The following is a 21,751-nucleotide window of genomic DNA, read 5'->3' on the forward strand; positions in this document are numbered from 1 at the left end:
AACTGTAATCAATTAAACCACTGTAGGCTTGACCAAGCTGGCAGCCAGCTTGGCGCTGGCTCTGGCTTCATCGGTATCTTTACCGGTTGCCAATGCCACACCCATGCGGCGTTTCATGAATGACTCCGGTTTACCAAACAGGCGAATATCGGCGCCAGGCACAGCCAGGGCTTTCTCAACGCCGTCAAACGCCAGCTGAGTGGTCTCATGCCCGCCATAAATCACGGCACTGGCAGCCGGATCACGTAATGCAACATCGACAGGCAAGCCCAGGATGGCACGTGCGTGCAGGTCAAACTCACTGAAACGCTGGCTTGCCATGGTCACCATACCCGTGTCATGCGGACGCGGGCTGACTTCACTGAACCATACCTGGTCGCCTTTGATGAACAGCTCGACACCAAACAGGCCTAAACCGCCCAAACTATCGGTCACCGCTTTGGCAATACGCTTGGATTCCTCCAGCGCCTTGGGCGTCATCGCCTGTGGCTGCCAGCTTTCTACGTAGTCACCGTTTTTCTGGACATGGCCGATAGGCTCACAGAAATAAGTTGTAATCTCACCCTGGGCATTTTTTGCACGGACTGTCAGCAGCGTGATTTCATAGTCAAAATCAATCTGGCCTTCTGCAATCACTACCCCCTGGTTGACTCGCCCGGCTGAAGCCGCATAATCCCACGCGGTTTTGACCTCGCTGGCACTGGTAATGCGCGACTGGCCTTTGCCAGAAGATGACATGGTTGGTTTGATGAAACATGGGTACCCGATGCCGGCATCAATGGCTGCCTGCAGCTCAGCCTCGCTCTTGGCAAAGGCATAAGGTGAGGTCGGCAGTTTGAGCTCTTCGGCCGCAAGCCTGCGGATACCTTCACGGTTCATCGTGAGCTGTACGGCTTTAACGGTTGGAATCACGGTTGCGATATCGGATGACTCGATGTCAGCCAGTGTCGCCGTATTCAATGCCTCGATCTCAGGCACGATCAAATGCGGTTTCTCTAAAGCGATCAGCTCACGCAAGGCCTGGTCATTGGTCATGTCAATCACATGCGCGCGGTGAGCAACCTGATGGCCAGGCGCATTTTTGTAGCGGTCAACCGCAATCACTTCCACACCCAGGCGTTGCAATGCAATGATGACTTCTTTGCCAAGTTCACCGCTGCCTAACAGCATGACACGTGTTGCATTGGGGCTTAGAGGGGTACCGATCTGCATAGGATTCTTTCAGTTTTTAGTTGGGTGAATCATAACATGCAGGGCATTTTTAAGAAATTTGAAGATGTAACAAAATTGTGAAAAAACTGATTAAGAAAAACCTGGTTGGCCGCAGATGCACGCAGATAAAAACTAAAACAAATTTATCGGCAGATAATCAAATTGTTATATCCCTAATGCTTGATCTGGTGCTTATCCATTCTGTAGCGCATGGTCATTCTAGTGATGCCCAGCTTGCGCGCAGCCTCGGAAACATTGTTTCTGGTCTCAGCCAGCACCTGCAGCAATATGGCTTTTTCTGCCGAGTCCAGCGCAGATTGCTGCGTATTGGCATTCAGGCCGGATTCGGTCGCCCGGAATACCGGCAGCGCCAGATCCACGTCCGTCACCAGGTTGTTATGGCATAGCAGTACCGAACGGCTGACCTGATGCTTCAGTTCGCGCACATTACCCGGCCACGTGTAATTTTCAATCATGCTGACTGCTTCCGGCGCGAATGCCGGCATCTGCAAACCATAGCGCCTGGCGGTCTGCGCTGCAAAATGCCGCGCCAGCAGCAGCATGTCGCCCGCCCGTTCGCGCAATGGCGGCATAGTGAATCCCATTACATTCAAACGGTAATACAAATCCTGCCGGAACCGCCCTAGCTGGGACATTTCATGCAGGTCCCGGTTAGTCGCGGCAATGAAACGCGCCGGCACCGCACGCTCTTTGGTCGAACCGATACGGCGCACAACGCGACGTTCCAGCACATTCAGCAGTTTTGCCTGCAGCGCTAGTGGCAACTCACCGATTTCATCTAAAAAAAGCGTGCCGTCTTCCGCGGCCTCGATCAGGCCGGGACGTGTATTGATCGCCCCGGTAAAAGCACCCTTTTCATGCCCGAACAGCTCGCTTTCTATAAGCTCGGCCGGTAATGATGCGCAATCTACATGCACAAAGGGTTTATTATTGTTTGTGGAACAGGATAAGTGCAGCAAACGCGCTGCTACATCCTTGCCGGTGCCGGTCTCGCCGCCTATCAGCACCGTAGGCGGAATAGCATCAGATGACACGAACCGGGAAATACGATGAATCTGGGATTTAATATTCTGCATCGCCGGGCTATCTCCCAGCAGCTCAACCCCTTCAATGGCGTGAGCATTGCGCTGACGCGAATAATCCAGGCTATTGCTCTGCGCCGCAGCCGCTTCTGCTTTCTGGATCGACAGCAACAGCTCTTCAAGGTCGATTGGTTTTTTAAGGTAATCAACAGCCCCCTGCTTCATCGCATTAACAGCATCGCTGATTTCCCCATGCGCCGTCATGACAATCACCATTGCGCTTTTGGCAACGAAGAACGGCAGCAAATCCAGGCCATTGCCGTCAGGCAGGCGCATATCCAGCAACACGATATCCGGGGCAAACTGCTTAACGATGTCGCGCGCATCCTGCACACTCTCAACATGCGCACATTCATAATCAGCCTTCTGCAAACGGCGCATCACAGCGCGTGCGAAAAGCGCCTCATCTTCGACAATCAATATTTTCAATTGCTGTTTAAGCGATGGGGTGTTTTCACCCGGACTGAGATGCACTAATTGCAAAAATGACTCCTTGATTTAATCGGATTTTATTTAATCGGCTTTTGCATCATACACTGATTTTTTGGCACCGAAATCATAACGTACGCCAATCCAGCCCGCACGAGGTGCACCCGGCATCAGCAGTTTTGATGCAGAATCCTCGCCAGCAAATGCACCGCTCTGATTGATCCAGCTCTCGCCCATCAAGCCGCCTGATGCATATTCTTTATCAAAAATATTGATGGCTTTGGCAAACACCTGCCAGCCGCTGGCACCAAACTTATAACGTGTATCCAGGTTAACGACCGTATAGCCGCTTACTTTGCCGCTACCCTGGTAACCGGAACCCGAATTCGCCACGTGTTTGTTGTTTTCATTGCCGCGGGCATACACATCGGCAAATGTATTGATATTGGTGCCGATAGACCAGTTAGGCGTCACCTGGTATTGCATGCGGATCTTGAGTGCGTGATCCGGCATGTTAGCCAGGCGGTCACCTTTCTTCACATCGATCACATCATTGCCGTTGATGTCTGTGTAAGACGTTGAGTTCACCTCATTCACCAGTGACAGATCACTTTCATAGGTGGCTTTCAGGTAGCTATAGCCGGCATTCCAGCTGAACTTGCCGATATCGCCGTTCAAGCCCAGATCCAGCCCCATGCGGCGGGTTTTGCCTACGTTATCGAAGTAACCCATGCCATTGGCGGCGTTTGTCGAAATGAACTGGATGTCGTCATGGTTTTCAGTGCGGTACACCGCGCCAGACCACTTGATATTTGAAGTTAAATTACCGCGCGCACCGAATTCGAATGTCTTGGAAACGACTTTTTCCAGGGGCGGGTCACCGGCCATCGCATTCGGCAGTTTGCATGGCACAGCCGGGTTGGCGCAGCCAAGCTCCATCGAAGTCGGTGCACGCATACCCTCGTTATACGAGCCGTAAACGGTCAAATCTTTAGTCGGCGTAAAGGTCAAGCCTACAGCCGGGTTGAACCTGCTGAAGCTATGGTCGCCGCTGAGTGTTTCAGGATCAGTGACATCCGGGATCAGCTTATCACGGTTTTCCACCTTGATATGGTTATAACGCCCGGACAGTGTCAGGTGCCAGAAATCATTCAAGGAAAGCGTGTCTGTAGCGAACAGGCCCCAGGTATTGGTCTTGCCGCGCAGATCCACTGCGGCTTCATCACTTTCCAGGCCTAACCCATCAACACCGCGGGTTGCATTGATGGTCCCGAACTCTGTGGACTGGTTGAACTTGATACGCGAATGATCGTAACCAAAACCGACAATAAACTGGTTCTGTTTCTGCATGAAAGGCTGGTTGAATGCAAGCTGCGCATTGAATCCGTATCCATTCTGCTTGGTCGTGCTGCGGTTAAGTGCACCGCTGCAATTGAGTGAAGCCAGATCGTCGTCATCCGCACCTACAGCACTCAGACAGGCTGCATCCCATTGATCGTCAACATCATAATCAAAATCATCGTTCACATCGCCATTCAGGGTTTTGCGCTTTGAGTGGCGGTAATAGGTATTGGCCGTTAACTGCACGTCATCATTGAACCAGTGGCTGCCGTTCAGGTTCAGGAAAGACATGGTGTTTTTGGTCTGGTCTGGCCTGGTATTGATGGTTTCACGGCCAAACTGCCTCATGAGCTCTTCCTGAATCAGGCCGTTGCCGATCATATTGTTATCAGCGCCGGTGTAACTTAATTCCAGGCGTGAAGTCGCGTTCTGCCAGCCCACTTTACCGAACAATTGCTTGACTTCAGTCGGTGAATAATCGCGCCAGCCATCTTCATCAAAATAATTGCCGGAAATGAAATAATCAACAGAGCCATCCGCTGAAACACCGCCAAACTCAGCCGCCGTGTTCTTGCGACCCCATGAGCCGAAGCTGGTTTCAACCGCACCGCCCTGATGAGTACGGCCATTTTTAGTCACGATGGACAAAGCGCCGCCCAGGGTATTCAGGCCAAACACCGGGTTGGAACCCGGCATCAGGTTGATGCCTGCGATTGCATTCACGGGAATCAGGTCCCAGTTCACAGCATCACCGAATGGTTCGTTCACACGTACGCCATCCTGGAACACGGAAAGACCTTGCGGTGTACCCAGCAAAGGTGAGGCAGAAAACCCGCGGAACAGGATATCCGGCTGAAATGGGTTGTTCTGCGTCTCGTTGACGCTGACACCTAACAGGTTGTTATTCATGTAATCAGCAATATTCAAACTGCGCTGCTCCTGCAGCGCTTCGCCATTCACCACCTGCACGTTTGATGGAATCTGTTCCAGAGGCAAACCTACGCCGGCAAGCGGGGTCGTATTGACCACCTCCACCTTATTGGTCGTGATTTTGCCATTTTCTGCGGCTACTGCATTCTGCTGCACGGCATAAGCAGCCAGAATCGCGGTCAAAATTATTTTTGGTTGTAATGTTTTCTGCATGTTGTTCCTTGTGTTCTTAAGCTAAGAGCGGTTCTCCCGCTATATGAACAGCAAAAAACATTCCTGAAGATGCCGATCGTGACAGGCTGGTAAAAGTACATATTTATCAAGCACTAAGCGCAGAATTAGCTGGATTGGCAAAGAGCTGCACTTGAAATATTGGCTGATTACAGCCACATTGGTGGCTGTAATCAGCCACCAACCAATGTCGCATTTAAATACTATTCAGCAATTGGCGTGGCGGGATATTAAGGTAAGCACGCAACCCTAACCATGCAGCAAAAGGAATGGCCATGATAGAAACCAGCATGGCCGAAACGGCCAGGCCCAGGTTGAATTGAAACGGAATATCCAGCACTTTCACACTGATGTAGTAAGCAAGCAGGTTCGCGGCAACTGTCGCCACCAATGCTGCAATCAAGCCAATCAAGGCAAACTCGGTAAAGTAGGCAACACTCACCTGCCGTCGCGACGCACCGAAAACCCGCATCAGCGTTGCTTCCGAGATGCGCTCTGCCCTGGTGGCGACCAATGCGGCATATAACACGGCAACCCCCGTGACCAGGCTGAAAATAAACACATACTCGACCGTACTGCTCATTTTCTGCATGATGCCGCGCACCTGCTGCATCAGCGCCGCAATATCGATCACAGTCAGGTTAGGGTATTGCTTAACCAGCTGATTCAGCGGCATATCCGCACCTAAAGGCAGGTGAAAGCTGCTGATGTAATTGGCCGAGAAGTTATCCAGCACGCCAGGCGGGGTCACGGCAAAAAAGTTGGCTCGCATGGTATCCCAATCCACTTTTCTCAGGCTGGTTACTGTCAATACCAGGGGCGTTCCGGCAACATCAAAACTCAGCTGGTCCCCTAACTGTATCCCCAGGGTTTTTGCAAGATCCTGCTCCAGTGAAAGGTAAGGTTTGCCATATTCGTCCGCACTCCACCAGCGGCCGGCCACCAGTTTATTATCACTTTGCATGACATCGGCCCATGACAGATTGAACTCGCGCTCCGCCAGGCGTCTTGCCCGCTCCTCTTTCCATTGCGAGCTTCTGATCACCTCATGGTTGATCTTCTGCAGCCTGGCTCTCACCATGGGAAAGACCGAAGCCTCTTTGATCTTCTGCGCGCTGAAAAACTGTTTCACTCCATCGATCTGCTGCGGCTGAACATTAATGACAAAGCGGTTAGGTGCATCTGCCGGCAGCGAAGCCTGCCAGTTATTGATCAGGTCACCGCGTATCAGCGCCAGTAACATGAGCACCATCAAACCCATGCTGAACCCTATGGTCTGCACTGTAGACAACGCAAGCCGTGTTTTAAGCCCCTGCACGCCGATCATGACGGCCGATAAAGTTTTACTGTGCGGAGACAGGCGGAACAACGCCCTGGCAAGATGCACCAGCCCATAGGAAAAAACAAACACCACAGCGCAAAGCGCAAGCATGGCCAATATGGTTGACAGCGCAATCTTGGCGTCCTGCGCCTGCCAGAAAACCATGGCAGCCATTACCAACGCCGCCGGCAGGAACTTAGCCTGTGCAGACATGGGCTGGGACAGTGTCTCGCGCCTGAGAATATTCATCGCGGTGAGCTTGCGCATCTGCCATGCGTGCGGCACCACCACAGCGACCATCATGGCCAGGCTGGCAGCAAGGCCTGTCAAGGCAGGTGAAAATGAAGCCGGAGGCAGCGCTTCAACAAACAGGCTGCCGGCCAGCCTGGCTAAACCTAATTGCGCAGCATAGCCAATCACGATACCCAGCAAAGCACTGAAAAAGGCAATCAGCAAGGTCTGTATCGCCAGCACTTGCAGCACCGTATTCTGCAAAGCGCCAAAGCAGCGCATCAGGGCAAACATATCCAGGCTCTGCCTGATATAAGGCATGCTTGACAGCAGCATGGCTGCCATGGCCAGAATCACGCTGACCATGGCAGACAGACCCAGGAACTGTTCCGCCTTATCCAATGCAAGCTTGATTTCCGGACGTGCGTTACGCAGGTCTTCCATGCGTTCGCCTCGCCCCAGTTCAGGCTGCATCTGCTGCTGATAACGCTGTATCTTTTTCAGGTCGCCGGACAATAAGAGCTGGTATTTCACCCGGCTGCCGTATTGAATCAGCTTTGTTGCAGCCAAGTCTTCCGCATTCATCATCAAGCGCGGGGCAAAACTGAACATATCACCGCCGCGCGAAGGTTCGCGCAGCAATATTGCCGCCACCAGCAGGTTTTTCTCGCCTACGGCAATCCGGTCGCCTACCGTTAAATCCAGCGCATTCGCAAGCCTGGGTTCTATCCATGCCTCGCCACTGGCTGGCGCAGCCTTGACGACCTGCCCGGCAGCTGAAGACGCCGCACCTAAAGTCAGGTCGCCACGCAAAGGGAAGTGTTTTCCGACAGCCTTGACCTCAACCAGCTGGCTGCTGCCACCCACAACCACCATGCTTGGAAACTCATAAGTATTGACCGCAGCAAACCCCTGCTTTTGTGCCTGCACAGAAAATACAGCGGGAATCTCGTGGTCAGCCGACACGGCAAGGTCACCGCCCAGCAGCAGAGCCCCCTGCTGGCTCAGTGCAGACTCGACGCGTTCGGTAAAAAAACCTACGGCAGTAATTGCCGACACTGCCAGAGCCAGCGCAAACACCAGTACCCTGAGCGCCCCGGCACGCCATAAACTCAGGCATTGCGCCCCGGCCAATATAAAGTTACGCATGATAGCCTGCATCAGTGAGCCACCTCTTGCAGTACGCCACCGGCCAGCTTCAGCTGGCGCTGGCAACGATTAGCCAGCTGTGTGTCATGCGTGACCAGGACCAATGTGGTTCCTGCCTCGGCATTCATCCGGAACAGCAATTCAATAATCATCTGCCCGGTCGCATGATCCAGGTTACCTGTGGGCTCATCGGCGAACAGTATGGCCGGCTGCGTGGCAAAAGCCCGGGCTATGGCTACACGCTGCTGCTCACCACCCGATAATTGTTTGGGATAATGCGTCACGCGTCCGCTTAAACCTACTTTATTCAATGCTTCCAAAGCCAGCGCTTTTGCATTGGGCTGATTTTTCAGCTGCAAAGGCAGCATGACATTCTCCAGCGCAGTCAACGCCGGAAGCAGCTGGAATGACTGGAATACGAATCCCATACTGGCGGAGCGTACTGCAGCGCGTCCGTCTTCATCCAGCTTGCTGAACATTGCACCCTGAATTTGAACTGAACCTGCCGTTGGGATATCCAACCCTGCGAGCAAACTTAATAAAGTGGATTTTCCCGAGCCGGAACTGCCGATGATGGCGACCTGCTCACCGGCAAAGATATTCAGGTTCAAGCCTTGTAGAATGCGAATTTGGTTATCATGATTAATAATTTCATAATAGAGATCGTTCGCTTGAATGATTGGGGAGTTCTGCATCAATGTTATTCCGTTTATTTTCCAGATTTAAGGATTCAAAACCTGAAACATCGAGCCTTGAAACATCAGGTCTTGAAACATCAGGATTGAAAAATTCAATTGTTAGTCTGTGTTTAATCAGTTTCGTTGCATGGGCCACGCCCGCATTTGCGGCAAACCCCAGCATTTTAATCTATGGCGACAGCCTGTCTGCCGCATATGGCATTCCACAGCAGCAGGGCTGGGTGGCTTTGCTGAAGGAAAAACTCCACCGCGAAAACCCAGGGATAGACGTCATCAATGCCAGCATCAGCGGTGAAACCACCAGTGGCGGCCTGACCCGCCTTGCTCGCACGCTTGCGCAGAACAAACCGCAAACCATCATCATTGAGCTCGGCGCCAATGATGGCTTACGCGGCCTGCCGGTAAAAAACATGCGTGAAAATCTTGATGCAATGATTCAGTTAAGCAAAAAATCCGGCGCCAGAGTGCTGTTGGTCGGCATGAAAATACCGCCTAACTATGGCCGGCAATATACCCAGGAATTCAGCCAGGTTTATACCGCCTTAGCCTCCCGGCACAACATCCCGGTCGTACCGTTCATGCTGGAAAATATAGCGGTAAAACCACAGCTGATTCAGGCAGACGGATTGCACCCGAATGCACTTGGCCAACCGATTATCCTCGAAAATATCTGGCCTGAATTGCAGCGCCTGCTTAAAAAGAGCAGCCGTTGACCGTACCGGAGCCGGAGCACCTGCCTTCCGGCTAGCGTGCAGAATCCTGCCAGCTTATTTCCAGGCCAGGTTCATTCGCCTGCGCCTGCAACTCACAGCTGATGCCAATACCTGGTACGCACGCCAGCTTATCTTCCCAGTAGACCAGCGGCATATACTGGCGCTGCCAGGGTGGCATATTCACTTCCTGCAACAGGTATTTAAGCGTCCTGGTCGGTCTTAGCGCATCCGGTTTAAAGCGCTCTCCGCCATCACGGTTGGTGATCCTGAGTTTAGTCACGCCCTGTTTGAGCGCAAGCCCAGCGCCAATCACCGGCTTGAACAGCAGCTTGCCGCCGCTGGGCAGTATCAGCTCCGGCTCACCATTCCACACCATATCAAATGGTTCAGCAGCTTTATCTTCACACAGATAAGCCCGGTGCCGGTATTTACGCAGATACAGGTGTTGCAGCCTGATATTCAGGTCGGCATCTTTCCTTGAGTTGAATAACTGGTCGACAATTTCATTCAGGTGTTCGGCTGCAGGCATCGCCAGCCCGTTGCCTGAAAACCACCAGCGCAGCACGTTCTTAGCGCGTGCATTGGTCAACTGCCCCAGTTCCGGCAGGCAGATACTGTTATCCGCAAGAAGGTTTTCAGCATCCTGCCGCGCCAGCACCTCAAGCAGTTCGCTTGCCTCGGCCATATGCGATGCAGTCCTGGCGAGCACAGCCTTGATGCTTTTAAAGCGTGATTCCAACACCGGCATCACTTCATGGCGCACAAAATTGCGCTCATATTGCGTATTGTCATTGCTTTCATCATCACACCATTGCATGCCGTGCTGCAATGCGTATGCCAGCAGCGATTGGCGCGAAACACCGAGCAGTGGCCTCAGCAGCCGCCTAGCATGATCTGCAGCTGCCATTGAAGACAATCCTTTAACACCGGCGCCCCTGAACAACTGCAGCAGCAGCGTTTCAGCCTGATCATCCTGATGGTGTGCGGTCAGGACAAAATCGGGCGCCCGCCCGCCTGATGTATAGCTGAACAGGGCGTTATACCGCAGCTGGCGCGCCTCAGCCTCGATGCCCTGCTCGCTGTTCCTGTAATCGGGGTTACTGGCAACATTCACATGCACGACCTGCAAAGGCACATTGAGCTGCCTGCATTGCGCTGCACAGAAAGCTGCCCAGCTATCGGCATTTACGCTAAGGCCATGGTGCACATGCATGGCATGTAATTCAAACGGAATCTTGGTTCTGGCTTCTGCCAGCAATTGCAGCAGGACAGCAGAATCGAGGCCGCCGCTCAAGGCCAGCAATAACGTTGACTTGAAGTCACTGGCCTGGAGGTGATTAACAAGAAACGCATCAAGCCCCAGGCTCAATGCGTGCGTGACAGTTTCGGTGCTGCTGTTGGCTTTCCGATTCAAAAAAGCGCTATTTTTCTGCGACTTCTTTGAATTTGCCATAACTCATCAATCGTTCGTAACGGGTTACCAACAATGATTTGATTGATTTGGTTTTAAAGCGGGTTAATTCTTCTTTAAGTGCGGCACGCAGTGTTTCCATCATCGCCTCAGGTGAGCGATGCGCACCGCCTACTGGTTCAGGCACGATTCTGTCTACCAGCCCCAGGGCTTTAAGACGGTCCGCAGTGATTGCCAGCGACTCGGCCGCTACAGAGGCTTTATCTGCACTCTTGTACAGAATGGAAGCGCAGCCTTCAGGTGAAATAACGGAATAAGTGCCGTATTGCAGCATTAGCAGCTGGTCGACAACGCCCAAAGCCAGCGCCCCGCCTGAGCCGCCCTCACCGATGATGACGCCGATGATGGGGGTTTTGAGCTCTGCCATTACATAGAGGTTACGGGCAATCGCCTCTGACTGGCCTCGCTCCTCGGCTCCGATACCCGGATAAGCACCCGGGGTGTCGATCAGCGTAACAACCGGGATATGGAATTTTTCAGCCAAACGGTATAAACGCAATGCTTTACGATAGCCTTCAGGACGCGGCATACCGAAATTGCGGTATTGACGCTCTTTAATATCGCGGCCTTTCTGATGGCCGATCACCATGACCGGCTGACCTTCAAACCTGGCAAGGCCGCCGACAATCGCCGGGTCATCCGCGTACGCGCGGTCGCCATGCAGTTCTTCAAAATCGGTAAACAGCGCGTTGATATAGTCCAGTGTATAAGGGCGCTGCGGATGGCGCGCCAGCTGTGAGATCTGCCAGGCAGACAAGTTACCGTAGATGTCTGCCGATAGCTTTTTGTTCTTCTTTTCCAGCGCATCCAATTCTTTAGAAATATCCAGATTGTCATGGTCATCATGCGATGTACGCAAGCTCTCAATCTTGGCTTCCAGTTCAGCGATTGGCTGTTCAAAATCTAAATAGGTAATTTTCATGCATTCAACTCGGTTAATAACACTTTGTTCTCAAAAATATTGTTGGGTAGATTAAAACTATCTGCGAAAAACACAAAAGACACGAAATTTTGAAACCCAACTGCGCTGTTATGCATTTGAATTAAGACAAGGCGTTGAGTCGCAGACAGTACAACGAGTACGGCAAGGCTCAACAACGCAGTATTCATTCAAATGCATAATTGCGCGCTAATTATATAGGATTTTTACGTTATTCTTGCTTAACCACTGCGTTAAGCCGGCAATCAGTTCATCATGCAGGTCAACACGCCACGCATTTCCCAGCATCAGCTCCACTCTGCTGGTTTTATTATTGTATTCAACCTTGACCGCGCAGCCGCGCTGCTCATCTGAGGCGTTCACGCAGTAAGGTTGCAGCAGCGCTTTTAATTTCGCGGCATCCGCCTGACCGTTACATGAAATTTTCAAAAAGCTCGCCCTGCTGTTTCTCAGGCTCGACAGATCATGCAGTTTTCTCGCATTGACACGAATGCCGCCCGAGAACTCATCATTGCTGACGCGCCCTTCCACAATCACCAGCTGGTCATCTTTCAACAGTTGCTGCGACTGGTTCAGCAGTTCATTGCCAACCACCACTTCAATCCGTGTCGTGCCGTCATCAATGCCGACAATCGCCATCTTGCCGCGCGCCGTCATGCGGATACGTATGCCGGATACGATGCCGGCCAGCAGCTGCGGCTGTTCACGCGGTGTTAAGCTCGCCAGGCTTGTGGTTATAAAATTACTCAAGTCTTTCTGGTATGCCCAGTAAGGGTGGCCGCTTAAATAAAAGCCTAATGCGGTTTTCTCTTCCTGCAGTTTTTGCTGCTCGCTCCAGGCCGGCACATCCGGCAGCACATGCACGGACTGGTCTGATATTTCACCGAACAGGCTGTTCTGGTTGCTATGGGCATTCGTCTGCTCGGCCGCGCTGATGGCCAGCGCCACGCCGGACAGCAAGGCATTGCGGTTCGGTTCCAGCTTGTCAAATGCGCCGGCGCGAATCAGCGACTCAATCACGCGACGGTTTACTTTTCGCAGGTCAAGACGGCTGCAGAAATCAAACAAGTCCTTGAATGGCCCGTCTTTCCTGCGCGACTGCAGAATCACCTCAATCGCCGCCAAGCCTGTACCTTTGATGGCGCCCAGGCCATATAGCACCTGGGTTTTGCTGATAGGCCTGAACTTGAATTCGCTTTCATTCACATCCGGCGGCAGCACTTCTACATGATTGACCACGCAATCATCATAGAAGATATGCACGCTGTCGGTGTTGTTCATATCTGCCGACATGGTTGCGGCAAGGAATGCAGCCGGATAATGCTTTTTCAGGTATGCGGTCTGGTAAGCCACCAGAGCATAGGCAGCCGCATGCGATTTATTGAAACCATAACCGGCAAATTTTTCAAGCAGGTCAAACAGTTCGCTGGCCTGCTTCTCGGTCATGTCATTCTTGGTTGCACCTTCGGTAAAGATCTTACGCTGGGCATCCATTTCCTCTTTTTTCTTCTTACCCATGGCGCGGCGCAGCAAGTCAGCGCCACCCAGACTGTAACCAGCCACCACCTGGGCAATCTGCATCACCTGCTCCTGGTAAACGGCAATCCCATAAGTTTCTTTCAGGATAGGCTCCGTCAGCGGATGCGGATATTCCACACGTTGCTTGCCGTGCTTGCGTCGGCAGAAATCCGGGATCAGATCCATCGGTCCCGGACGGTACAGCGCCACCAGCGCGATAATATCTTCGAAGCAATCCGGCATCGCCTGCTTGAGCATGTCTTTCATGCCACGCGACTCAAGCTGGAACACCGCGGTAGTATTCGCGGTTTTCAGCAGCTGGAACGTAGGCTTGTCATCGATCGGCAGGTCTTCGAACGACAATGGCGGCAGGTTGTTCTCGGCACGCTGCTTATTGGCATTCTCGAGTGCCATATCCAGAATGGTCAGTGTGCGCAGCCCCAGAAAGTCGAACTTGACCAGGCCCACCGCCTCCACATCGTCTTTATCATACTGGCTTACCAGGCTGGCGCCATCCGCCTGACAATAAACAGGAGAAAAGTCAGAAATCTTGCCCGGCGATATCAGCACACCGCCCGCGTGCATGCCGATATTACGTGTCAGGCCTTCCAGCCGTAATGCCAGCTCCAGCAGTTCACGCACTTCCTCTTCATTCTCGCGCCGCTCGGCCAGCTGCGGCTCTTTTTCAAGCGCACCTGATAACGTGATGCCCAGTTCCAGCGGAATCAGCTTGGCAATGCCGTCTACAAAGTTAAACGGCAAGTCAAGCACTCGGCCGACATCGCGAATCACGGCCTTTGCCGCCATGGTACCGAAGGTGGCGATCTGCGATACCGCGTCGATACCGTATTTCTGCTTCACGTAATCAATGACGCGATCCCTGCCCTCCTGGCAGAAGTCAATATCAAAGTCAGGCATGGAAACACGGTCCGGGTTCAAAAAACGCTCGAACAGCAGGTTGTATTCGAGCGGATCAAGATCGGTAATGCCCAGACTATAAGCAACCACGGAACCCGCGCCGGAACCACGGCCCGGCCCTACCGGCACGCCATTATTCTTTGCCCAGTTGATAAAATCGGCCACGATCAGAAAGTAACCGGCAAACCCCATCTGGTTAATCACGCCGGTTTCAAAATCCAGCCGCGCATCATAAGCGGGCTGCTTGGCTGCGCGCTTACCCTCATCCGGATACAGCACTTCCAGGCGTTTAAGCAGGCCGCTCTTTGCCTCTGCAATCAGGTAGTCATTCAGGCTTTCGCCATTAGGCGTCGGGAAATTCGGCAGGTAATTTTTACCCAGCGTCAAAGCCAGGTTACAGCGTTTGGCGATTTCCACGCTGTTGGCAAGCGCCTCCGGCATATCGGCAAACAGCGTACTGATTTCAGCCTGCGTCTTGAAATACTGCTCAGTGGTAAAGTTCTTGGGACGGCGCGTATCGGCAAGCACATACCCCTCGGCAATGCAGGTGCGTGCTTCGTGCGCACGGTAATCATCCGGCGTAGTGAATTGTATCGGGTGCGTTGCCACCACCGGCAATTCAAGCTGTGCGGCAATCGCACGCACATGCTGGATATATTGTTCTTCCGCTGTTTTTTGCGCGCCTACCGCGATGCGCTGCACTTCAAGATAAAAGCGATCGGGGAACAAGTCTTTCCAGGTAGCGGCAAGCTTAACCGCAGCTGCCTGGTTACCCTGCACACATGCCTGGCCAACATCGCCAGCCATCGCGCCGGAAAGCATCAGCAAACCATTGGTGCCGCATTCAGCGAACCACTCCTGCTTGAACTCAGCGCGGCCACGGTACTGGTTGGATAAATAAGCGCGGCTTAACAGCTGACACAACAGAAGGTAACCCGCATGCGTCTGGCACAGCAGCAAGGCACGTGAAGGCTGTTCGCGGTTAACCGGGTTTTCCAGCCAGATATCACAGCCGATGATGGGCTTGACACCTTTGCCGCGTGCGGCCTTGTAAAACTTGATGGCACCGAAAAGATTGTTCAGGTCGGTAAGCGCCAATGCAGGCATGCGGTCATCAGCGGCGTGCTTCACGTAGTCATCAATCCGCACGATGCCATCCACAATGGAATATTCACTGTGGCAACGCAAATGGACGAATACAGGTACTGCTGGATGTGTTTGACTGGTCTCTGACATAAGGCAAATTTTACCTTATTTACCTCTGCTTTTTTAGCGTCATTTATACCCATTTTTAAATGGATATGTTTTTAAAGCATAGCAGCGCATTCATCCTCGGCTTAACACCTGCAATAAATACCGTGCACATTCAGTACAAACGCATTAAGCTGTACAACACAATCCAATAATGTCTTGCTGTATTTTCAACGATACAAAACAATACGATAATGCTGAATACCAAGAACCTGAACCTCAAGGATTTTTGCCATGAATAAAACAACTCGTTTTACCATATGCGCCCTGCTCTCCCTCCTGGCAATTCCTTTATGGGGTTGCGCACCGGAAATCGGCAGCGACCAGTGGTGTGCCAACCTCAAAGCCAAACCAGCCGGTGACTGGAGCATGAATGAAGCGGCTGATTTTGCAAAACACTGCATCATCAAGTAGCGCTTACATCAATCACTCTCTGCTCGTCGCGCACCATGACCACCGTTAGCAGTTTCGCGCCGATCGAAGGCGATTCGCCACGTGTGCTGATCCTTGGCTCCATGCCTGGCGTCGCCTCGCTGGCCGCGGGGCAATATTATGCGCATCCACGGAATGCATTCTGGAAGATTATGGAAGCGGTATTGGACATACCTGCAGTTGATGGTTACGAAACTCGGGTTGAAAAACTAAAACACTTCAATATTGCATTATGGGATGTGCTTGAAAGCTGTATACGCCCGGGAAGCCTGGATGCGGCTATTGAGATGGATTCTGCAAAAGCCAATGACATTAAAGCGCTTATTCAGCGACATCCGGGGATTAACGTCATTTGCTTTAATGGCGGCAGTGCTGAAAAAATCTTCAAAAAGCGTGTGTTACCGTTACTTGGGGATTTTTCCGTGAAATATATCCGGTTACCCTCGACCAGCCCTGCCCATGCCGGCATGCCTTTTGAAAACAAGGTCATGGCATGGCGAGCCGCGATCCAACCGAATATTTAAGAATAGCCTGTCGCTCTAATGAAATTCAATGTCATTCCCGCCTGTGCGGGAATGACGAAACAAATTTAAGATAACGACTACGCCAGTTTTACTTCGATAGCAAGGCGTTTACCTGCTCGATCAAGGTTTCATCCTGTACCGGTTTACCCAGGAAAGCATTCACGCCGATTTCCGTTGCCACGTTACGGTGTTTATCGGCAGTACGTGAGCTGATCACGATCAATGGCGTATTCAGGGTTGCCGGGTTATCCCGGACATAACGGGAGAACTCGAAACCATCCATACGCGGCATCTCGATGTCGGTCAGGATGATATCCGGCGTCACTTCCTGCAGTTTCTCAATCGCATCCATCCCGTCATTGGCCGTGACCACTTCAAAATCTTCACGCTCAAGCACGCGTGAAAGCACTTTACGCATGGTCAGGGAATCATCGACCACCAGCGCCACTTTTCTTGAGTTCTCAACCTCAGGCGCCATTTCTGCGACCTTAGCCGCACCAACTACGAACACTTCACGGTTTGCCAGCTGCACTGCATTAATCACCAGCACAATCGCACCGTCACCCAGTACAGAGGCGCCGATCATGCCAGGCACATGCGAAAGCTGTGTGCCCATAGGCTTCATCACAACCTCCTGGTTGCCGATAATCTCATCCACATGCAGCGCTGTGCGGTACGCACCGCTGCGCATCAGGATAATAGGCGTGTAAATATGCGATAGCGCCACATGCTCAATGTCACCTACCAGCCTGGAGAGGAAATGCAGCGGGTAATCGCGCCCTGCCCACTCGACTTTCCCGTTCTGGTAAGCACTGTCCAGGTCTTTCTGCTTAAGCTTCTGCACCTGCTCGATCATCACGGTTGGCACGGCAAACACTTTGTTTCCTGAACGAACCAATACCACCTGCGCAACAGACAATGTCACCGGCAGGTAGATATTGAACATCGCTCCTGAACCTGAAACGTTGCTTACATCAATACGGCCGCCAAGTGCGGCAATATCGCTGCGGACAGCATCCAGGCCTACGCCACGACCTGCAATCTGTGAAATCGCGTCTGCCGTAGAGAAACCCGGTTCAAAAATAACCGCCATCAATGCTTGCTCCGTGACCTCTTGCCCGGCAGCCAGAATGCCTTTCTCAGTCGCTTTCTGTTTCACTTTGGCTAAATTGACACCTGCGCCATCATCAGTAATGATCAGCGTAATTTCATCATTTTCCATGCTGACTTTAAGCCGGATATGGCCAATCTCAGGCTTGCCGGATTTGACGCGATCTTCGGTGGTTTCAAGGCCATGCGCTACGGCATTGCGCAGCAAATGCTCCAGGGGTGCACCCAGCTTGTCCAGCACACCGCGGTCGAGTTCGATGCCTTCGCCATCAATCGTCATCTCTACACGCTTATTCAGCTCACGTGCGGTCTGACGCACAATACGCTGCAGACGCTCCGATATCGTGGCAAACGGCAGCATGCGGACACGCATCAGACCTTGCTGCAATTCACGGTTCATGCGGTTTTGCTGCTGCAACGCGGCGTCCGTCTGATCCAGGTTAAGCAACAGGCCATGCTGAATGGTCGAAACGTCGTTCACGCTTTCCGCCATCATACGTGTCAGCTCCTGCAAGCGCGTAAAACGGTCAAACTCCAGCGGGTCGAATGCTTCATTGGCTTCCTGCAGCAGGCTCATGCGCGATTGCAGCTGTGTTTCAGCTTCGATTTCCAGCTCACGCAGATAAGCACGCAGTCTGATAATACTGTCGGTCAGGTCAATGGAAGATTGCTTGAAGTTCTGCATCTCCCTATCCATACGGGAGCGCATGATCGAAACTTCGCCCGCCTCATTGATCAGCCTGTCCAGCACATCGGCACGCATACGCAGGAATTGTGTCTTGCGTTCCGTCCTGCGTGCGGGAATCACTTCTACAGGCGCATCCGGGCTAGATTCAACCGCTGCCGGTTTCGCTGCACCGGAGCCGCTTGAAACCTGGTCAAGCATCAGGCTGATGTGGTCGAACTCCAGAAACATGCGGTCAAAGTCGTCGGCCGTGACCTTATGATTCAAGGCGCGAATCACGTGGTCCTCCATACCGTGCACGCTGTCACCTATTGCGGTCAGGCCGGCCATGCGTGCACTGCCTTTAAGGGTGTGCAGCACGCGCTGCAATGAATCAATGTACTCGTGATCCTGTGGGTTGGCACGCCAGCCACGAAGGTCTTTACCGATTTGCGGCACTAACTCACGCGCTTCTTCAAGGAACAGAGCCAGTAATTCTTCATTGACTGCACTGTCTTTGCGTTGCTCGGCCTGCTGCTGGCTCTGTGCTTCTGCGGCCACGGCCGGTGCAGCTTCAGCAGCAGACTGCACCTGCGCTATTTCGGCCAGCGGCTCAATCACCGCTAACGAAGGAGCAGCCTGATCAGGAACGGCCTGATCGCTTGCGGCAATGGCGGCAGCTTTATCCGCTTTGGGCTCGGCGCTCGCTTTTTCTTTTGTCTTTCTGGCTGTTTTCTTGGTCTCAGCCACTTCAAGCACAGCGGCTTCAGCCTGCTGTGTAGCCGCGGCCTGCATGGCAGTGGTAGACTCGCCCAGCGCAACAATCAGTGCACGCGTTGTTTTCGGCTCTTTCAGGGCCTTGATGCTTTCCAGGCCTTCGCCCAGCGCTTTTACCACATTGGCATACAGCTCAATATGCTGTTCAGTCCAGTTGCCGTTATGCTCATCCAGCCAATGCTCAAGGGCGCGCGCCAGATCACCGATAGGCGTGAATCCGGCAGTCAAGGCATTGCTGCCCAGTGTATGGGCTGCGCGATAACTCTCGCTGGAGTCCATGATGATCAGGTCTTGCGCATCAACCAGTGTTTTATAATGCTGCTCGGCCTCGGCAAGGAAAATATCGAAGAACGCCTTGCTGAGTTTGCGGGTACCGCCAATCAGCACTTCTTCTTTCTGCGGTACTGTTTTTTCCACCAGGGCTTGCTCGAACTCTGCCATCAGGTCTTTAGCCTGCTGCTGAAACGGCGATGGGCTCAGGCTAACGCTCTGTTTTTCCAGCAATTCAGCAACCCATGCCGCAAACCTGGCCGTGACCTTCTCGATAAACGCCAGTATCGGCGTGGTCGGGAATGCCTTGCGCTCCAGCATGACATTCAATAAATCCTCAACCGCCCAGGCAACTTCACCCAAGGCTGCCAAGCCCACGGTACGGCCACTGCCTTTCAGGGTATGGTAAGCACGGCGTACTTCAGTCAAGGCTGCGCTGTCCGTTGCATTGACACGTAAGGCTTGCAGGTTCTGGGCGAGCGTTGCCAGCACTTCTTCGGCTTCAGTCAGGAAAATATCCTGCAACTCAGGATCCAGCGCTTTATCTACGACAGCATCCGCTGCTGCATCAGCAGGTTCGACCGCGGTTTTTTCGCCAGGCGGAAGCTCTGCGGCCACTGCCGGCTGAACAAACTCAGGGATCAGCTCATCGAATGCAATGTCGTCATAGCTCACGATCATTTCTGCAGACGCATCGGCAACATCGGCGGCTTGCACAGGTTCCAATATCGCTTCGACACCAAGGTTCAGCGCACGGGCACCCTCTTCCAGGCGCAGCAGCGCATAGGACAAGGCCTGGTCTGACTCAGGACGCACATGGGGCAACTCCTCAGCGTACAGCCCCAGCATACTTAAACTCTCAGCCACCAGTTCAAAGCTGTTACTGTATGGCTCGCCAAGAACAGCGTTTTCAGCATTATTCTTGAACATATCGACAAACAATGCGCTCAATTGCGCGATCGCCCTCGGGGTGGTCATTTCCAGCATTTCAAATGCAGCCATCACCTGCTGCAACGGCTTATCGGCGCCATTCAATGGGCTGACATCATCCGGGTTCCTGAAGAAAGTATCCAGTGCCTTTTCTATCAGGGCCAGGGATTCGATAATCTGTTTGGCAACAGCGGACACTACACTCGCATCGAGCTTGCTGGTTGCAAACGCATCAACGGCAGGAGCAAGCTCATTGCCCTGGGCAACTGCATGCAGGCGCTCGCTTTGCGTGGCAACTTTGTGTTTTACATCTGCATCCAGATGCTGGTAATGGTCACAGCAGTGTTCAAGCAGGTTTAAAGATGCCGCTATTTCAATGAATGAAGACTCATTCAGATGCTGCTTATTGGCCTGCAATGCCTGCACTGCCTGATATGTCGCACTGATCAGTCTGATAACGCTTTGGCTGGAAATATTCTGCTGAACCGAGGCGGAAATAGCCTCCAGCTTATTGATAAACGCTGTTAAATCAGCCACTGAGGCATCGGCAGTGCTGGTGCTGATATTAGACCATAGCTCCTTAAGGGCTGGCAGGTCTGCAATCAGCTGCGCCAATGCAGCCTGCTCGGCAGCGCTCGAAGGTGCTGCTTCGCTATCGGACGCGCTATCCTGCGGCAAGGCATCATCCAGCTCGAATACATCCTTAACACGGGATATCAGATCTGTCACGCGGTCACTGATCGCGACGTAATAAAGCAACTCACGCAGCAGCTGCGATGGCGCTTTGGCGTCTCCCGATGCCAGGTTGCCTAACTGACGATCCAGCTTGCGGCAAAGTTTTTTTGCACCATTGCTGGCAGCCACTTTATCCTGGGTGAGGGAATCGGCAAATGCCGAAGCTGTCCACCACAGCGTTTTCGGGGCGTTTTTAACTTGAACCTGCTGGACTTTGACAATCGCTTCACGCATGGCATTCAATGCGTCTGCATTTTTAGTGCGCAGCCAGTCCAACAGCGACTTCTGGAAAAGAGCGCGTTGTTCCGCTACAAAAACGGGAATTGCAGCTTCATCAATCGGGTTTGACGGCAGGTCTTTTGGTGCACTGTTATCAGTATCCGGGAAAAACAATTCGCTTTCTTCAACAGTCTCGCCTTGCGCCTCAACCAGAGGTTTCAGGGTCGGATACAGGCGTATAGGCGTATCAGGGGCGCCATTCATCAGGTCTTGCAGGTATTGCGACAGCGTCTCTACCGCCTCCACCAGGTGGGCAACGAGCTCCTGGGTCACCGGCACTGTCTGCTGCGCAATCTTGCTCGTGAGCTTTTCAATTTCAGAACAGTAGCGTTTGCAGCCTTCCAGGCCAACCATATCCAGCGCACCGTTCACCTGGTAAAGATGTGCCAGGGTAAGCCTTAAAGATGCGGAGCCTTCCAGATTCTGGCTAACCTCATTGAAGCTTGCCAGAACTTTCTTCAGCGACTGGTCAATCTCGTCTTTAACCCAGGACAATGGGCCGGTATCAAATGCTTCAGGCATTCTGTACTCCCATTTCTATATACGATTTTTTCATGGAGTTTTATTTATCTCA

The 21,751-nt window shown here is 52.6% G+C and carries 12 protein-coding genes; 3 read left to right on the forward strand and 9 right to left on the reverse strand.

Annotation, left to right across the window (positions count from 1 at the left end; all coding sequences use genetic code 11):
- Positions 1-12: 12 nt before the first annotated feature.
- From purT to GQ51_RS03005, 5 genes are all read right to left on the reverse strand, one after another.
- Positions 13-1,212 carry a formate-dependent phosphoribosylglycinamide formyltransferase gene (gene purT, locus GQ51_RS02985; RefSeq protein ID WP_047549592.1) on the reverse strand — a complete coding sequence of 400 codons (1,200 nt, stop codon included), beginning with the start codon at positions 1,210-1,212 and terminating at the stop codon, positions 13-15.
- A 173-nt stretch (positions 1,213-1,385) separates the two neighbouring features.
- Positions 1,386-2,798, reverse strand: coding sequence for a sigma-54-dependent transcriptional regulator (locus tag GQ51_RS02990; RefSeq protein ID WP_047549595.1), 1,413 nt, complete (start codon positions 2,796-2,798; stop codon positions 1,386-1,388).
- Positions 2,799-2,828: 30 nt separating this feature from the next.
- Positions 2,829-5,228 carry a TonB-dependent receptor gene (locus GQ51_RS02995; RefSeq protein WP_047549599.1) on the reverse strand — a complete coding sequence of 800 codons (2,400 nt, stop codon included), beginning with the start codon at positions 5,226-5,228 and terminating at the stop codon, positions 2,829-2,831.
- A gap of 214 nt (positions 5,229-5,442) precedes the next feature.
- Positions 5,443-7,959: an ABC transporter permease gene (locus GQ51_RS03000; RefSeq protein ID WP_235276154.1), complete on the reverse strand. Its 2,517-nt coding sequence runs from the start codon at positions 7,957-7,959 to the stop codon at positions 5,443-5,445.
- On the reverse strand, positions 7,959-8,642 hold the full coding sequence (locus tag GQ51_RS03005; RefSeq protein ID WP_047549602.1) for an ABC transporter ATP-binding protein: 684 nt from the start codon (positions 8,640-8,642) through the stop codon (positions 7,959-7,961). The genes GQ51_RS03000 and GQ51_RS03005 overlap by 1 nt, the downstream gene beginning before the upstream one ends.
- An 86-nt stretch (positions 8,643-8,728) precedes the next feature.
- On the opposite strand from GQ51_RS03005, the gene GQ51_RS03010 reads away from it, so the two are divergent.
- Positions 8,729-9,358: an arylesterase gene (locus GQ51_RS03010; RefSeq protein ID WP_235276155.1), complete on the forward strand. Its 630-nt coding sequence runs from the start codon at positions 8,729-8,731 to the stop codon at positions 9,356-9,358.
- Between the two features lie 31 nt (positions 9,359-9,389).
- Here GQ51_RS03010 and tilS read toward each other — a convergent pair whose 3' ends face one another.
- From tilS to dnaE, 3 genes are all read right to left on the reverse strand, one after another.
- Positions 9,390-10,811, reverse strand: coding sequence for a tRNA lysidine(34) synthetase TilS (tilS, locus tag GQ51_RS03015; RefSeq protein ID WP_047549608.1), 1,422 nt, complete (start codon positions 10,809-10,811; stop codon positions 9,390-9,392).
- Positions 10,780-11,751 (reverse strand): acetyl-CoA carboxylase carboxyltransferase subunit alpha, encoded by a 972-nt coding sequence (locus GQ51_RS03020; protein ID WP_047549610.1) that lies wholly within the window; start codon positions 11,749-11,751, stop codon positions 10,780-10,782. Before GQ51_RS03020 ends, tilS begins: the two co-directional genes overlap by 32 nt.
- 207 nt (positions 11,752-11,958) lie before the next feature.
- On the reverse strand, positions 11,959-15,441 hold the full coding sequence (dnaE, locus tag GQ51_RS03030; protein WP_047549617.1) for a DNA polymerase III subunit alpha: 3,483 nt from the start codon (positions 15,439-15,441) through the stop codon (positions 11,959-11,961).
- A 249-nt stretch (positions 15,442-15,690) separates the two neighbouring features.
- Between dnaE and GQ51_RS03035 the strand changes: the two genes are divergently transcribed.
- Positions 15,691-15,870, forward strand: a complete 180-nt coding sequence (locus GQ51_RS03035; protein ID WP_047549620.1) for a DUF3012 domain-containing protein — start codon at positions 15,691-15,693, stop codon at positions 15,868-15,870.
- A gap of 35 nt (positions 15,871-15,905) precedes the next feature.
- Positions 15,906-16,412: a DNA-deoxyinosine glycosylase gene (locus GQ51_RS03040; protein ID WP_047549623.1), complete on the forward strand. Its 507-nt coding sequence runs from the start codon at positions 15,906-15,908 to the stop codon at positions 16,410-16,412.
- An 88-nt stretch (positions 16,413-16,500) separates the two neighbouring features.
- On the opposite strand, the gene GQ51_RS03045 is transcribed toward GQ51_RS03040, so the two are convergent.
- Entirely contained in the window at positions 16,501-21,699 is a 5,199-nt protein-coding gene (locus GQ51_RS03045) for a hybrid sensor histidine kinase/response regulator (protein ID WP_047549626.1), read from the reverse strand.
- Positions 21,700-21,751 lie beyond the last annotated feature (52 nt).

Origin of the sequence: Methylotenera sp. G11 (assembly GCF_000799735.1) — a bacterium.
Lineage (GTDB): Bacteria > Pseudomonadota > Gammaproteobacteria > Burkholderiales > Methylophilaceae > Methylotenera.

Bases quoted from the DNA above. Each gene is read 5' to 3' on its own strand.
- purT (WP_047549592.1), bottom strand. From the start codon at position 1,212: ATGCAGATCGGTACCCCTCTAAGCCCCAATGCAACACGTGTCATGCTG.
- GQ51_RS02995 (WP_047549599.1), bottom strand. From the start codon at position 5,228: ATGCAGAAAACATTACAACCAAAAATAATTTTGACCGCGATTCTGGCT.
- GQ51_RS03000 (WP_235276154.1), bottom strand. From the start codon at position 7,959: ATGCAGGCTATCATGCGTAACTTTATATTGGCCGGGGCGCAATGCCTG.
- GQ51_RS03005 (WP_047549602.1), bottom strand. From the start codon at position 8,642: ATGCAGAACTCCCCAATCATTCAAGCGAACGATCTCTATTATGAAATT.
- tilS (WP_047549608.1), bottom strand. From the start codon at position 10,811: ATGGCAAATTCAAAGAAGTCGCAGAAAAATAGCGCTTTTTTGAATCGG.
- GQ51_RS03020 (WP_047549610.1), bottom strand. From the start codon at position 11,751: ATGAAAATTACCTATTTAGATTTTGAACAGCCAATCGCTGAACTGGAA.
- dnaE (WP_047549617.1), bottom strand. From the start codon at position 15,441: ATGTCAGAGACCAGTCAAACACATCCAGCAGTACCTGTATTCGTCCAT.
- GQ51_RS03035 (WP_047549620.1), top strand. From the start codon at position 15,691: ATGAATAAAACAACTCGTTTTACCATATGCGCCCTGCTCTCCCTCCTG.
- GQ51_RS03040 (WP_047549623.1), top strand. From the start codon at position 15,906: ATGACCACCGTTAGCAGTTTCGCGCCGATCGAAGGCGATTCGCCACGT.
- GQ51_RS03045 (WP_047549626.1), bottom strand. From the start codon at position 21,699: ATGCCTGAAGCATTTGATACCGGCCCATTGTCCTGGGTTAAAGACGAG.